This is a genomic window from Streptomyces melanogenes, from assembly GCF_014649795.1.
Classification (GTDB): Bacteria; Actinomycetota; Actinomycetes; order Streptomycetales; family Streptomycetaceae; genus Streptomyces; species Streptomyces noboritoensis.
On the sequence record NZ_BMTS01000009.1, the window covers coordinates 65,770 to 80,111 of the forward strand.

Sequence of the window (14,342 nt, forward strand, 5' to 3'; positions counted from 1 at the left end):
GCGGAGAACCGCGGGCGGTCGGCCATCGACATTTACTAGGACGTCCTAGTAAATTCGAAGGCATGGACGCTGACGCCATCGAGGAGGGCCGCCGACGCTGGCAGGCCCGTTACGACAAGGCCCGCAAGCGGGACGCGGACTTCACCACGCTCTCCGGGGACCCGGTCGACCCGGTCTACGGGCCCCGCCCCGGCGACACCTACGAGGGCTTCGAGCGGATCGGATGGCCCGGCGAGTACCCGTACACCCGGGGTCTCCACGCGACCGGCTACCGGGGCCGGACCTGGACCATCCGGCAGTTCGCCGGGTTCGGCAACGCCGAGCAGACCAACGAGCGCTACAAGATGATCCTCGCGGCGGGCGGCGGCGGCCTCTCGGTCGCCTTCGACATGCCGACCCTGATGGGCCGCGACTCCGACGAGCCGCGCTCGCTGGGCGAGGTGGGCCACTGCGGCGTCGCCATCGACTCGGCCGCCGACATGGAGGTCCTGTTCAAGGACATCCCGCTCGGTGACGTCACCACGTCGATGACGATCAGCGGTCCCGCCGTGCCGGTGTTCTGCATGTACCTGGTCGCCGCCGAGCGGCAGGGCGTCGACCCGGGCATCCTCAACGGCACGCTCCAGACCGACATCTTCAAGGAGTACATCGCGCAGAAGGAGTGGCTCTTCCAGCCCGAGCCGCACCTGCGCCTCATCGGCGACCTGATGGAGCACTGCGCGGCGGGCATTCCGGCCTACAAGCCGCTGTCGGTCTCCGGCTACCACATCCGCGAGGCCGGGGCCACGGCCGCGCAGGAGCTGGCGTACACCCTGGCCGACGGCTTCGGGTACGTGGAGCTGGGCCTCTCGCGCGGTCTGGACGTGGACGTCTTCGCGCCCGGTCTCTCCTTCTTCTTCGACGCGCACCTCGACTTCTTCGAGGAGATCGCCAAGTTCCGCGCCGCGCGGCGGATCTGGGCCCGCTGGATGAAGGAGGTGTACGGGGCGAAGTCCGACAAGGCGCAGTGGCTGCGCTTCCACACCCAGACGGCCGGTGTCTCGCTGACCGCCCAGCAGCCGTACAACAACGTCGTGCGGACGGCGGTGGAGGCGCTCTCCGCGATCCTCGGCGGCACGAACTCGCTGCACACCAACGCGCTCGACGAGACGCTCGCCCTGCCCAGCGAGCAGGCGGCCGAGATCGCGCTGCGCACCCAGCAGGTGATCATGGAGGAGACGGGTGTGGCCAATGTGGCCGACCCGCTCGGCGGCGCCTGGTACGTGGAGCAGCTCACCGACCGCATCGAGGCGGACGCCGAGAAGATCTTCGACCAGATCAAGGAGCGCGGGCGCCGGGCGCACCCGGACGGGCAGCACCCGATCGGGCCGATCACCTCGGGCATCCTGCGCGGGATCGAGGACGGGTGGTTCACCGGGGAGATCGCCGAGTCGGCGTTCCAGTACCAGCAGTCCCTGGAGAAGGGGGACAAGCGGGTCGTGGGCGTCAATGTGCACCACGGGTCCGTCACCGGTGACCTGGAGATCCTGCGGGTCAGCCACGAGGTGGAGCGCGAGCAGGTCCGCGCCCTGGCGGACCGCAAGGGCGCGCGCGACTCGGCACGGGTGAAGTCCGCGCTGGACGCGATGCTCGCTGCCGCGCGGGACGGGTCGAACATGATCGCGCCGATGCTGGACGCGGTGCGGGCGGAGGCGACCCTGGGTGAGATCTGCGGGGTGCTTCGGGACGAGTGGGGCATCTACACGGAGCCGGCGGGGTTCTAGATGCCGCTCTAGTGGGCCGTCTTCCGGGTGCGGGTGGACTGCGGCTGGTCGCGCGGTTCCCCGCGCCCCTACCAGTTCACCCGGAACGCCGCTCCCCCCTCGGGGGCGTTCCGGACCGACAAGTCCGCCCCGTGTGCTCGCGCGATCTGGCGGGCCATCGCCAGGCCCAGGCCCGAGCCGGGGAGGGCGCGGGCGCGGTCGGCTCGGTAGAAGCGGTCGAAGACGTACGGGAGATCCTCTTCCGCGATGCCGGGGCCGTGGTCCCGTACCGTCAACTCGCGGGCCGACAAGGTCACTTCGACCGGGGCGCCCGGTGGGCTGAACTTCGCCGCGTTGTCCAGGAGGTTGGACAGCAGTCGGGCCAGCCGGGCCGGGACGCCGGGGAGTGTGGCGGAGGCGTCCGCCAGGTCGAGGCGGAACGGGGTGGACGGCCAGTGCGCGCGGGCCGTGTCCACCGTGTGGGCCACCAGCGGGGCCAGCCGCACCTCCTCCAGGAGCGGGGTCGGCTCCTCGTCCCTGGCCAGGTCGATCAGGTCGTTCACCATCACGGTCACTTCGCGGATCTGGCGGCCCAGCGCTGAGGACGCCCGAGTGCGCTGAGCCTCTGTCAGGCGATCGGCACGGGCCAGGAGTTCGGCATTGGTCCGCAGCGCCGTGAGCGGGGTGCGCAGTTCGTGGGAGGCGTCCGCCACCAGTCGGCGCTGGGCCGTCACCGACTGCTCCAGCTCGCCCAGCATGGTGTTGAAGGACGCGGCGAGCCGGGTCACCTCGTCCTCCTTGCCCAGCGGGCCCGGCGGCAGCTCGATGCGGTGGCTGGGGTCGCGGGTGGTCGCGATGTGCTCGGCGGTCGCGGTGAGCCGGGCGACCGGGGCGAGGCCGGTGCGCGAGACCCAATAGCCGAGCCCGGCGGCGAGCAGCACCCCGGCCGCGCCGACCCCGGAGAGCAGCCGGGCCGCCTGGCGTACGCCCTCCTCCACGGTGTCCGCGCGCAGGGCCACCTGGAGCGCCTCGCCGCGCGGCAGCGTGGTGGTGAGCATGCGGGCCGGGTGGCCGGAGAGGTGGATGTTGGTGAAGTAGGGGCGGCGCTGCCCGGCCGCGACCTCGCGGGCCTGCGGCGGGACCGGCAGCAGATAGGGCTTGGCCGGGTCGCCCGCCGGGTTCCTCGGGACGATCTGGGCGCAGGCCGGGGCGGAGAGGAAGCGGCACTCGCCGTTGATCACGCCGGGCGCGGCCCCCCGGTTCTGCTGGGCCGCCAGGGTCGCGGACTGGGTGAGGTTCAGGTCGAGCTGGTGGAACAGCTCGTAGCGGATCACGAAGAACGCGGCCGTGCAGACGCCGAGCGCGACCAGCGCCACCGCCGCCGATGCGGCCACGGCGAGCCGGGTGCGCAGCGGGCGCCTGCGCCGCCAGCGGGCACCGAGCCGGCGGCGCGCGCTCACGCGGTGTCCAGGCGGTAGCCGACGCCGTGGACGGTGTGGACGAGCCGGGGCTCGCCGCCCGCCTCCAGTTTGCGGCGCAGATAACCCACGTACACCGCGAGCGAGTTGGAGTCGGGGCCGAAGTCGCGGCCCCAGACCAGCTCCAGGATCATCTCGCGCGGCAGGACCTGGCCGGGGTGGCGCATCAGCAGTTCGAGCAGGGCGGACTCGGTGCGGCTGAACTCCAGGGGGCGTCCGGCGCGGTGGCCGGTCCTGGTGGCCGGGTCGAGGACCAGGTCCGCGAAGACCAGCCGCTCCGGGTCCGGCTCGTCGGGCGCGGCCCGGCGCAGCAACGCCCGTACGCGCGCGATCAGTTCGTCCAGTGCGAACGGTTTGACGAGGTAGTCGTCGGCGCCCGCCTCCAGACCGTCGACGCGTTCGCTCACCGAGTCGAGCGCGGTCAGCACGAGGACGGGGGTGCGGTCGCCCAGCGCCCGCAGCTGGCGGCAGACGGCCAGCCCGTCCAGGACCGGCATCATCACGTCGAGGACCACCGCGTCCGGCTGCCAGGCGGCGATCTCGGCGAGCGCCGCCAGCCCGTCGGCGGCGCCCCGCACCTCGTACCCCTCCACGGCGAGGCCGTCCTCCACGGCGGCCCGCACCTCCGGCTCGTCATCGACGACGAGGATGCGGGCCGGGGGCCGGGCGTGTGCGCTGCTGCTCATGGGCAAAGAGTGCCAAACGCCGCTCTTAGAAGCCTCTTAAGCCACCCCGCGAACCTTCGGGGCATGCGCACACCACTCTCTGTCGTGATCGGTGCGGGCGGCACCGGCGGCCACATCTACCCCGGGCTGGCGCTCGCCGAGGCGCTGCGCCGGGCCGCCCCGGACGCGGTGATCTCGTTCGTCGGTACGGAAAGAGGCCTGGAGGGCGAGCTCATCCCGGCCGCCGGATACCGGCTGCACACCGTCGACATGATCCCCTTCGACCCGGCGCTCGGCGCCCGCCGCTATCTGCTCCCGGCCGCGCTGCTGAAGTCCGGCGCACAGTGCCGGGCGATCCTGCGGGCGCAGGGCGCGCAGGTCGCGGTGGGGATGGGCGGCTATCCCAGCGCGCCCGTCATCGTCGGGGCCAGACTCGCCGGACTGCCCAGCCTGATCCACGAGTCCAACGCCGTGCCGGGGCGGGCCAACCAGTTCGCGGCCCGGCTCACCCGGAACATCGCGGTCGCCTTCGACCGCAGCCGGGCGCATCTGGCGGGCGGCGCCGACGCCGTCACCACCGGGATGCCGATCGCCTCGGCGCTCGCCGGGCTCGACCGGCCGGCGCTGCGGGCCGAGGCCCGGCGGGTGCTCGACGTGCCGCCCGGGGCGCGGCTCGTGCTCGTCAACGGCGGCAGCCTGGGCGCGGCCCGGCTCACCGAGGCGGCGGTCGGGCTCGCCCGGCGCTGGCAGGGGCGCGACGACGTCCACCTGCTGATCAAGACCGGTCCGGCCGCCCTAGAGGAGACCCGGCGGCGGCTGACCGGGCTGTGGGGCGCGCGGGCCGTGCCCTACCTCGACCGGATGGACCTCGCGTACGCGGCGGCCGATCTGGTGGTGTGCCGGGCCGGTTCGGCGACGGTCGCGGAGCTGGCCAGCACGGGCGTCCCGGCGGTCCTCGTCCCGTATCCGCACGCGCCCGGCGACCACCAGACGCACAACGCGCGGGTCCTCTCGGAGGCCGGGGCGGGCCTGCTGCTCCCGGACGCCGAGACCACGGCCGACCGCCTCGCCTCGCTCGTCGAGCCGCTGCTCGCCGATCCGGCGCGGCTTTCCGCGATGGCGGGGGCGGCGGATCCGGGGCCCCACGCGCGGGCGGCGGAGCTGCTGGCGGCGCGGGTGCGGGAACTGGCCGGGCACCACATTCACTCGTACGACAAGGAGCACGCAGCATGAACAACTGGCAGAACCGAACCGTCCTCGTCACCGGGGCCGAGGGATTCATCGGCTCGACCCTCGTCGACCTGCTGGTCGAACAGGGCGCGCGGGTGCGGGCGTTCGTGCACTACAAGCCGTACGCCGAGAAGGGCCATCTGGCGCATCTGCTCGACCACCCGGCGGTCGAGATGATCGCGGGCGACGTGCGCGACGCCGGGCGGGTGTCGGACGCGGTCGCCGGGTGCGACACCGTCTTCCACCTCGCCGCGCTGATCGGCATCCCGTACAGCTACGACTCGCCGGGCGCGTACGTCCAGACGAACGTCGTCGGCACGGAGAACATCGCGGAGGCCTGCCGCCGGCACTCGGTGCGGCGCCTGGTGCACACCTCGACGAGTGAGGTGTACGGGACGGCGCGGACGGTGCCGATCGCGGAGGACCACCCGCTCCAGCCGCAGTCGCCGTACTCCGCGTCGAAGATCGGCGCGGACGTGCTGGCACTGTCGCACTGGCACGCGTTCGAGCTGCCGGTGACGGTGGTGCGGCCGTTCAACACGTACGGGCCGCGGCAGTCGGCGCGGGCCGTGATCCCGACGATCCTGGCCCAACTGCACGCCGGGGCGCAGGAGATCCGGCTCGGCTCGCTCACTCCTACGCGTGATTTCACGTACGTGACGGATACCGCGCGGGGGTTCCTCGCGGTGGCGGAGTGCGAGCGGGCGGTGGGGGAGGTGGTGAACCTCGGGTCGGGCCGGGAGATCTCGATCGGGGATCTGGCGGAGTCCCTGATCGCGGCGTCCGGGCGTTCCGCGCGGGTCGTGGTGGATCCGGCTCGGCTGCGGCCGTCGGGGAGCGAGGTGGAGCGGCTGCTGTCCGACAACTCTCGGGCGCGGGAGTGGGCAGGGTGGGTGCCGGAGGTGTCCCTGGGGGAGGGGCTGAAGTGGACGTCGGAGTGGGTGGAGGGGAATCTGGGGGCGTTCGGGGCGGGGTACGCGGTGTGATGTGACCCCCACCCCGCCCCTTCCCGAAAGCCCTCTGGCGGGCGGCCGGATGCTTCGTCTGCGGACCGTGGTGGGTTGCTCGCGCAGTTCCCCGCGCCCCTGGATGCGCCCCTGCGGGGCGCCCAGGGGATTGCCGCGGAGCGGCATTTTTAGGGGCGCGGGGAACTGCGCGACCAGCCACCCACGGTCCGCAGACGGACACGGTTCAGGCCGTCGCCTGCAAACCCGTGCAGATCAGGAGCGTGAAGTCGCGGGCCCACTCCCGGTCCACCGGCTCCGCGCTGACCAGCGCCCGGTGGACCACCGCCCCCGCGACCACGTCGAAGATGAGGTCGGCGTGGCGCGCGGAGGCGATCGCGTCGTCCTCGTACGGCAGCTCCCCCCGCACCTGCGCCCGCTCCCGGCCGATCAGTACGAGCCGTTTCTGCCGGTCCACGATCGCCGAGCGGATCCGGCCGCGCAGGGCGTCGTCGCGGGTGGACTCCGCGACCACCGCCATCAGCGCCGTCTTCGTCTCGGGGCGCTCCAGGATGGACGCGAACTGGAGCACCACGCCCTCCACGTCCGCCGCGAGGCTGCCGAGGTCGGGGAGTTCGAGCTCGTCGAAGAGGACCGCCACCGCGTCCACGACCAGCTCGTTCTTGCCCGCCCAGCGCCGGTACAGCGTCGTCTTGGCGACGCCCGCGCGGGTCGCCACGTCCCCCATCGTCAGCTTCGACCAGCCCAGTTCCACCAGCGCCTGCCGGGTCGCCAGCAGGATCGCCGCGTCGGCCTCGGGGCTGCGGGGGCGGCCGGGGCGCGCGGTTCTGCCGGGGCTGGATTCGGAACACATGACGTACGACCATACCGGCCGGTAAGGAATGCGCTGTGGGAGAGATCACGGCGCGTTCGGGGCCTCCTCCCGGCGCTTCCGTGCCGACTCCAGTTACGCTACGGCTCGTAGCGAAAGACTCCAGCGGTCTTTGAGCGACAACCACAGAACAGCAGTACACGCAGGGACGCAGGCGCCGGGTGGGGACCCGGGTGCGCCGGGATCCTGCCACCGGTTGAGCACACTCGCGCGCGGAAGGGGGAGGATGTACGCATGCAGCCTAGGAACATGTCCATGAGCGGCGTCGTCGACCTCGCCGCGGTGAAGGCGGCCGGTGAGGCCAAGGCCAAGGCGGAGCAGGCCCGGGTAGAGGCCGCCCGTCAGGGCGGGGGCGCGGCCGTACCGCCGTCGGCCCTCGTGATCGATGTCGACGAGGCCGGGTTCGAGCGCGACATCCTCCAGCGTTCGGCCGAGGTGCCGGTCGTCATCGACTTCTGGGCCGAGTGGTGCGAGCCGTGCAAGCAGCTCGGCCCGCTGCTCGAGCGGCTGGCCGCGGAGTACAACGGCCGCTTCCTGCTGGCCAAGATCGATGTCGACGCCAACCAGATGCTGATGCAGCAGTTCGGGATCCAGGGGATCCCGGCGGTCTTCGCGGTGGTCGCCGGGCAGGCGCTGCCCCTCTTCCAGGGCGCGGCCCCCGAGGCCCAGATCCGCGAGACCCTCGACCAGCTGATCCAGGTCGCCGAGGAGCGCTTCGGCCTCACCGGCATCGCCGTCGACGCGGAGGCGGACGCCGCGCAGGCCCCCGCCGCGCCCGTGGCCGGTCCTTACGACGCCCTGCTCGAAGCGGCCGTCACGGCCCTGGACTCGGGCGATCTGGCCGGCGCGGTCCAGGCGTACAAGAACGTGCTCGCCGACGACCCCGGCCACCCCGAGGCCAAGCTCGGCCTCGCCCAGGCCGAACTGCTGCGCCGGGTCCAGGACATGGACCCGCAGCAGGTCCGCAAGGACGCGGCGGAGAAGCCGGCGGACGTCACCGCCCAGATCGCCGCGGCGGACCTGGACCTGGTGGGCGGACACGTCGAGGACGCGTTCGGCCGGCTCGTCGAGGCCGCCCGGGTCACCTCGGGCGAGGACCGCAACGCGGCGCGGCTGCGACTGCTCGAACTCTTCGAAGTGGTCGGTACCGACGACCCGCGGGTGACCAGGGCCCGGGGCGCGCTGGCGCGAGTTCTTTACTGAACCGGGGCCCGGTGTCCGGGCCGCTCCAGGGGCGCTGAGCTGTCATCGCGTGCGTGTGCACCGCTGACGATTTGGCGACACGGAGACAAGCGGCGACCGCGTTTTACCAAAACTTGGTAAACGCGGTCGCTGTTACTGGCAGTAAATTGAACTGCTTCTTACGTCCGTATTGAGACGTCTATTTCCCCTTCTGTCCGGTGACTTGGGGGTACGAAGTGTGGCGGCCCGATGCCGGGCTGTCGTGCCACGGTTATCCCTCCGTTACTGGCAAGTAACGAACCCCCTTGCGCCCCTCCTCCGAATGGACCACGATCGGCCACGCTCGGTCCAATAACGCACCAGCCCGACAGCCACTCGGGGCTGCGCGTTTCTGGGTCCCCACCGAGCCGGCCGGCGGCCCCGTCGCCGACTGTGGACAGGGGGGTCTCCGCTCACCGGCGGGGCCTGTCCAGCAGGTTGTGCGTGATACGCGTCAGGCGCGACCAGTGGTTGTCGCTCGGGGGTGATCGCCGGTGATTCGGACGCGGTACGCGCCTGAAGACTCGGGCGCTCCTTCCCGAGGACGTAGCACTTCTCCCATCCCTGGACAGCCTGCGAGGGTCCGTCCCGGAGATGTACGTCCGAGAAGGAGGAAAGTCATGGAGTCCCAAGTTCGTGGCGGGACCAGATGGAAGCGGTTCGCGCTGGTCATGGTGCCCAGCGTGGCCGCCACTGCGGCGATAGGCATCGGCCTCGCCCAGGGCGCGCTGGCGGCGTCGTTCAGTGTCTCCGGGGTCGACTTCAAGGTCACGGCGGACCGGCTGGAAGGTGACGACCTCCTCCAGTACGGGTCGATCGCCACCGGCACGGACCTCGAAGGCAACAAGGCCGCGCACCCCGTTGTCGTCTCGGGCTTCAGCCACGCCGAGATCTACAACATGTGTCAGTCCGTCGTGACGCCGAAGGTTCCGTTCTTCGGCAACATCACGATGACGCTGAACGCGGGCACGGGCAGCGAGCCCGTCAAGGCGGACAACATCTACCTCGATGTGTCCCAGCTCGACACCGACGCCGAGTTCAAGAACATCGACATCGGTGTCGCGGCCGGCGAGGGCTCGGCCAACGGCAAGACGAAGATGCAGGGGAACGCGACGCCGAAGTCGAACCCGTACGGGTTCGCGCAGCGCGCCGAGCACGCCACCCTGAAGAACGTGGAGCAGCGTGCGTGGGCGACCACGGCCGGCAGCTTCAAGCTCAGTGGTCTCAAGCTGCGGCTGTCCACGGGCGCCAACGAGTGCCAGCTGAAGCACTAGGCACTCTCCCCGGTGGCCGCTGAGCGTACGGCCCTCACGGCCACCGGGACCTCTTCACTTTCACAGCAACAGCGGTACCAGGGAGCTGTTTTCCATGAGCGCCGAGACCACAGGTTCCCGCGGTTTCACCTACTGGCGGCTTCGTTTCCGGGCCTGGCGTGGCAGCCGTCCGTTCTGGGCGGGCCTGTACACCATGGCCGGTGGCGTGCCCATCGCGTACTTCCCGTACGCCAATCTCCACCTCGGGAACATCACGCTGGCCATGTCCACGACGGCGGGCGCCGGTTCGCTGATCATCGGCGTACTGCTGATCACGCTCGGCCTGACCATCTGGTACCACCAGCAGGTCCGGGTGTTCGCGGGCGTCGCGGCCATTCTGCTCGCGCTGATCTCCCTGCCCGTCGCGAACATCGGCGGCTTCCTGATGGGCTTCCTGCTCGCCCTCTTCGGCGGCGCGCTCGCGCTGTCGTGGGTGCCGGCGAAGCCGAAGCGGCGCGATCTGCGCGCTCAGGCGGGCGACCCCTCGGGTGACGAGCCGGACGGCGGGACCGTCCCCGGCCCGCGCGGGGAGGAGTCCGGAACGGCCGTCACCGAAACGACAGTTGACGCCAATGGCGGGAGGAACAGTGCGGGGTGACGAGACGCGGCTGGGCTCGACCGGAGGCGACAACTCCCGTGAGAGAGGCGGGCCGCGGCACGCGGCCCCGAGGAAGTCGCTGCTGACCAAGCTGCAGATGCCCGCGGGCAAGGCGATGGCGCTGGCCGCGATGCCGACCGCCATGTTCGTCGGGATGAGCCTCACGCCCAAGCTCGCGATGGCGGACGACAAGACGGACATCCCGTTCGCGCCCGGCCCCTGTGTGACGCGCTCCGACCAGCCGAGCGAGTCGCCCAGCCCGTCGTCGAGCAAGTCGTCGACGCCGAGCCCGTCGTCCTCCTCTTCTCCCTCGTCCACGGACAAGGACACGGACAAGGACAAGGCCAAGGAGCCGACCCCGACGACGACGCCGTCGGCGGACAAGGCGCGGCAGCCCCAGCAGAAGCCCTCGGGGCAGACCTCCACGCAGGCGCCCACGACGAAGCCGTCCACGACGCCCGCGCCCACCAAGTCGACCAACCCGCTCGACCCGTTGGGCCTGGGGGACGTGCTGGGAGACATCCTGGGCGTACACCCGACCAAGTCGTCGGCACCGGTGACCCCGAAGCCGTCGTCGACTCCGACGTCCACGCCGACCACCAAGGCTCCGACGCCGAAGACGACCCCGGGCAAGCCGTCGACGAAGCCGGCCACGAAGCCCGTGGACAAGACGGCCGACGCGATCCGCGAGGCGGCCAAGCAGGCGGGCACGAAGGTCGAGGACCTGGCGGACAGCGCCAAGGGCCTGGACCCCAAGAAGGACACGAACATCCCGGACGGCGCCAAGCAGCCGTTCCCGTGTCCGACTCCCGACCCGAAGGCCCTGGCCAACGCCAAGCTGGACGCGGGCGTCCCGCTGCTGCCGGACCAGCCGTGGATCCTCAAGACCTCCAAGCTGACGCTGAGCGGTCTGAACTACGAGGGCATCGTCGAGGTCAAGACGGGCAGCGGCAAGATCAAGAAGGTCCTGAAGTTCACGGCGAAGTCGGTGGACATCGACAACCTGCACCAGCTGGTGTACGGCCCGGAGCTGAACGGCAAGCCGACCACCGCCCACGTCAAGGCGCGCGCGGGTTCCGAGTCGACGATCCGCAACGGCACGGTGACGATGTACACGGAGGAGCTGAAGGGCAACCTCCTCGGCCTCATCCCGGTCACGTTCAGCCCGCAGACCCCGCCGCCCCTGAACATCCCGTATGTCTTCTTCACGAACGTGACGATCCACCAGGCCGGCCAGTTCGGCGGCACGCTGACGATCCCGGGCCTGCAGAACTACATCACGGACGGCAGCCCCGAGTAGCCGTACGCGCAAAGACCCATCCGGGAGCCGCAGTTGGCCGTGGCCCGCACCGAATCCGGTGCGGGCCACGGCTTTTCACGCGTACGGGGAGCGCTACACCCGCCGCCGCTTCTCCGGCCTCCGCTTCAGCACCACGTAAGCGACCCCCACCGCCACCGCGGCCCCCGCCCCGATGCCCGTCCAGCCCAGCACGCCCATCCCCGACGAGTCCGTCTTCGTCGCCGCCGTGCCTACCGGCTTGGGTGCGGGGGTGGGCTTCAGGGCGTCCAGGGTGCCCACCGGCTTCGCCTTGCCGACGGCCGTGAAGCCCCAGTCCAGGAGCGCGCGCGTCTCCGTGTAGACCTTGTCGTGCTTGTTCTCCTGGGGGTTCATCACCGTCACCAGGATCGTGTGGCCGTCGCGGGTGGCGGCCTCGGCCAGGGTGTTGCCGGCGTGGGTGGTGTAGCCGTTCTTGCCGCCGATCAGGCCGGGGTACTTGGGCACGCCGCCGATGCCGGACAGCATGCGGTTGGTGTTGGAGATACCGAACGGCTTGCCCTTGGTGTTCGGGCCGCCCGGGAACTTCGCGTCCGCCGTCGCGCAGTACTCCTTGAAGTCCTTGTTGCGCAGGCCCGAGCGGAGGAACAGGGTCAGGTCGTACGCCGAGGAGACCTGGCCCTCCGCGTCGTAGCCGTCGGGGCTGCGGACGTGGGTGTCCTTCGCGCCCAGCGCGTCCGCCTTCGCCTGCATGTCCGTCACCGTCTTCGGGACGCCGCCGTTCATCGACGCCAGGACGTGCACCGCGTCGTTGCCTGAGCGGAGGAACACGCCGCGCCAGAGGTCGGCCCCCAGATACGTCTGGCCCGGGACGATGCCGACCGCGCTGCTGCCGTCGCCCATGCCCGTGAGCTCCGCCGGCTCCACCTTGTGGCTCGCCGTGCCCGGGACCGCCGGAAGGACCGTGTCCGCGAAGAGCATCTTGAGGGTGGAGGCGGGCGGCAGCGGCCAGTGGGCGTTGTTGGCGGCGAGTACCTGGCCGGTGTCCGCGTCCGAGACCATCCAGGAGAGCGCGGAGAGGCCCGTGGGGAGCGCGGGGGCGCCCTCGCCGGTCTGCGGGCCCGGACGGCCCAACTGCTCGCCGCCGAGCGTCGACATGGCCGCCGGGGGCTCCTTGGGGGCTCCGGCGCGCGGTACCCCGGGGCTCGGCTTCCCGGGCGACGGCGTGCCCGGCTTCACCGGGTGGGCCGCCGCCGGGGCGACACCGGAGACGACCGCCGCCACGGTGAGGGCCACGGCCGCCAGCGGGCGGTTGAACTGCACAGTTATCGGGGCACGCATGAACGCGAACGTACCCCACGGAATATGTAGATCCTGTTGCGGGCACTCCGCGACTGGGCAACGGAGACGGTAAAAGGTTCTCCTGTACGCACGAGGACGCACGGGGTACGGGTGAGGGCGGCGCCCCGGGATTCCTCCCGCGGTGCCGCCCTCGACCCTCACGTACTAATGACGGACCGTCAGGCCTGCTGGCCGCCGCCGCCCAGGTGGTGCACCCGGACCATGTTGGTGGTGCCGGGGACGCCGGGGGGCGAGCCCGCCGTGATGACCATCGTGTCGCCCTCGTGGTACCGCTTGAGCTTCAGCAGCTCCGCGTCCACGAGGTCGACCATCGCGTCCGTGTTGTCCACGTGCGGGACGACGAAGGACTCGACGCCCCAGCTCAGCGCCAGCTGGTTGCGGGTGCCGGCGTCCGTGGTGAAGGCCAGGATCGGCTGGGCCGCGCGGTAGCGCGAGAGGCGGCGGGCCGTGTCACCCGACTTGGTGAACGCGACCAGCGCCTTGCCGTCCAGGAAGTCCGCGATCTCGCAGGCCGCGCGGGCGACCGAACCGCCCTGGGTGCGCGGCTTCTTGCCCGGCACCAGCGGCTGGAGGCCCTTGGAGAGGAGCTCCTCCTCGGCGGCCTCGACGATGCGGGACATCGTCTTGACCGTCTCGATCGGGTAGGCGCCGACCGAGGACTCGGCGGAGAGCATGACCGCGTCCGCGCCGTCCAGGATCGCGTTGGCCACGTCGGAGGCCTCGGCGCGGGTCGGGCGCGAGTTGGTGATCATCGACTCCATCATCTGGGTCGCCACGATCACCGGCTTGGCGTTGCGGCGGCACAGCTCGATGAGGCGCTTCTGCACCATCGGGACCCGCTCCAGCGGATACTCGACGGCGAGGTCGCCACGGGCCACCATCACACCGTCGAACGCCATGACGACGCCCTCCATGTGCTCGACGGCCTGCGGCTTCTCGACCTTGGCGATGACCGGCACCCGGCGGCCGACCTCGTCCATGACCTTGTGGACGTCCTTGACGTCGTCGGCGTCGCGGACGAAGGAGAGCGCGACCAGGTCGCAGCCCATCTTCAGGGCGAACCGCAGGTCCTCGACGTCCTTCTCGGACAGGGCCGGGACGTTCACCGCCGCGCCGGGCAGGTTGATGCCCTTGTGGTCGGAGATGACACCGCCCTCGATGACGATGGTCCGGACCCGGGGGCCCTCGACCTCGGTCACCTTGAGCTCGACGTTGCCGTCGTTGATCAGGATCGGGTCGCCCTTGGAGACGTCGCCCGGCAGCCCCTTGTAGGTGGTGCCGCAGATCGACTTGTCGCCCGGGACGTCCTCGGTGGTGATGACGAACTCGTCACCGCGCACCAGCTCGACGGGGCCCTCGGCGAAGGTCTCCAGGCGGATCTTCGGTCCCTGGAGGTCGGCGAGCACGCCCACCGCGCGACCGGTGTCCGCGGCGGCCTTGCGGACACGGTCGTACCGTTCCTGGTGCTCTGCCTGGGACCCGTGGCTGAAGTTGAAGCGGGCCACGTTCATACCGGCCTCGATCAGAGCAGTCAGCTGCTCGTAGGAGTCGACGGCGGGGCCCAGTGTGCAGACGATTTTGGAACGGCGCATGAGGCGATCCTATCGGTTTGTTTCGCTCC

The 14,342-nt window shown here is 71.1% G+C and carries 12 protein-coding genes; 7 read left to right on the top strand and 5 right to left on the bottom strand.

Annotated elements, in window-relative coordinates:
- The first annotated feature begins 62 nt into the window (after positions 1-62).
- On the top strand, positions 63-1,763 hold the full coding sequence (gene icmA, locus IE252_RS20480) for a coenzyme B12-dependent isobutyryl-CoA mutase large subunit (protein WP_190090902.1): 1,701 nt from the start codon (positions 63-65) through the stop codon (positions 1,761-1,763).
- A gap of 68 nt (positions 1,764-1,831) precedes the next feature.
- On the opposite strand, the gene IE252_RS20485 is transcribed toward icmA, so the two are convergent.
- Both IE252_RS20485 and IE252_RS20490 read right to left on the bottom strand, forming a co-directional pair.
- Entirely contained in the window at positions 1,832-3,202 is a 1,371-nt protein-coding gene (locus tag IE252_RS20485) for a sensor histidine kinase (protein ID WP_190090903.1), read from the bottom strand.
- Positions 3,199-3,906 carry a response regulator transcription factor gene (locus IE252_RS20490; RefSeq protein ID WP_190090904.1) on the bottom strand — a complete coding sequence of 236 codons (708 nt, stop codon included), beginning with the start codon at positions 3,904-3,906 and terminating at the stop codon, positions 3,199-3,201. Before IE252_RS20490 ends, IE252_RS20485 begins: the two co-directional genes overlap by 4 nt.
- A 63-nt stretch (positions 3,907-3,969) precedes the next feature.
- Here IE252_RS20490 and IE252_RS20495 point away from each other — a divergent pair, with 63 nt between their 5' ends.
- Together IE252_RS20495 and IE252_RS20500 are read left to right on the top strand one after the other, a co-directional pair.
- A complete protein-coding gene (locus IE252_RS20495; protein WP_190090905.1) occupies positions 3,970-5,118 on the top strand; it encodes a UDP-N-acetylglucosamine--N-acetylmuramyl-(pentapeptide) pyrophosphoryl-undecaprenol N-acetylglucosamine transferase in 1,149 nt (382 codons plus the stop codon).
- A complete protein-coding gene (locus IE252_RS20500) occupies positions 5,115-6,101 on the top strand; it encodes a GDP-mannose 4,6-dehydratase (RefSeq protein ID WP_190090906.1) in 987 nt (328 codons plus the stop codon). Before IE252_RS20495 ends, IE252_RS20500 begins: the two co-directional genes overlap by 4 nt.
- Positions 6,102-6,306: 205 nt before the next feature.
- Here IE252_RS20500 and IE252_RS20505 read toward each other — a convergent pair whose 3' ends face one another.
- Entirely contained in the window at positions 6,307-6,933 is a 627-nt protein-coding gene (locus IE252_RS20505) for a TetR/AcrR family transcriptional regulator (RefSeq protein ID WP_190090907.1), read from the bottom strand.
- A 252-nt stretch (positions 6,934-7,185) separates the two neighbouring features.
- On the opposite strand from IE252_RS20505, the gene IE252_RS20510 reads away from it, so the two are divergent.
- From IE252_RS20510 to IE252_RS20525, 4 genes are all read left to right on the top strand, one after another.
- Positions 7,186-8,154, top strand: coding sequence for a tetratricopeptide repeat protein (locus IE252_RS20510; RefSeq protein WP_190090908.1), 969 nt, complete (start codon positions 7,186-7,188; stop codon positions 8,152-8,154).
- A gap of 638 nt (positions 8,155-8,792) precedes the next feature.
- Positions 8,793-9,446 (top strand): DUF6230 family protein, encoded by a 654-nt coding sequence (locus tag IE252_RS20515; RefSeq protein ID WP_190090909.1) that lies wholly within the window; start codon positions 8,793-8,795, stop codon positions 9,444-9,446.
- Positions 9,447-9,540: 94 nt separating this feature from the next.
- Positions 9,541-10,083 (top strand): DUF6114 domain-containing protein, encoded by a 543-nt coding sequence (locus IE252_RS20520; RefSeq protein WP_190090910.1) that lies wholly within the window; start codon positions 9,541-9,543, stop codon positions 10,081-10,083.
- Positions 10,073-11,383 carry a hypothetical protein gene (locus tag IE252_RS20525; RefSeq protein ID WP_190091103.1) on the top strand — a complete coding sequence of 437 codons (1,311 nt, stop codon included), beginning with the start codon at positions 10,073-10,075 and terminating at the stop codon, positions 11,381-11,383. The genes IE252_RS20520 and IE252_RS20525 overlap by 11 nt, the downstream gene beginning before the upstream one ends.
- 93 nt (positions 11,384-11,476) lie before the next feature.
- Here the strand turns inward: IE252_RS20525 and IE252_RS20530 are convergent, their stop codons facing one another.
- On the bottom strand, positions 11,477-12,700 hold the full coding sequence (locus IE252_RS20530) for a D-alanyl-D-alanine carboxypeptidase family protein (RefSeq protein WP_190090911.1): 1,224 nt from the start codon (positions 12,698-12,700) through the stop codon (positions 11,477-11,479).
- Positions 12,701-12,879: 179 nt separating this feature from the next.
- Positions 12,880-14,313 carry a pyruvate kinase gene (pyk, locus tag IE252_RS20535; protein ID WP_190090912.1) on the bottom strand — a complete coding sequence of 478 codons (1,434 nt, stop codon included), beginning with the start codon at positions 14,311-14,313 and terminating at the stop codon, positions 12,880-12,882.
- Between the last annotated feature and the right edge of the window lie 29 nt (positions 14,314-14,342).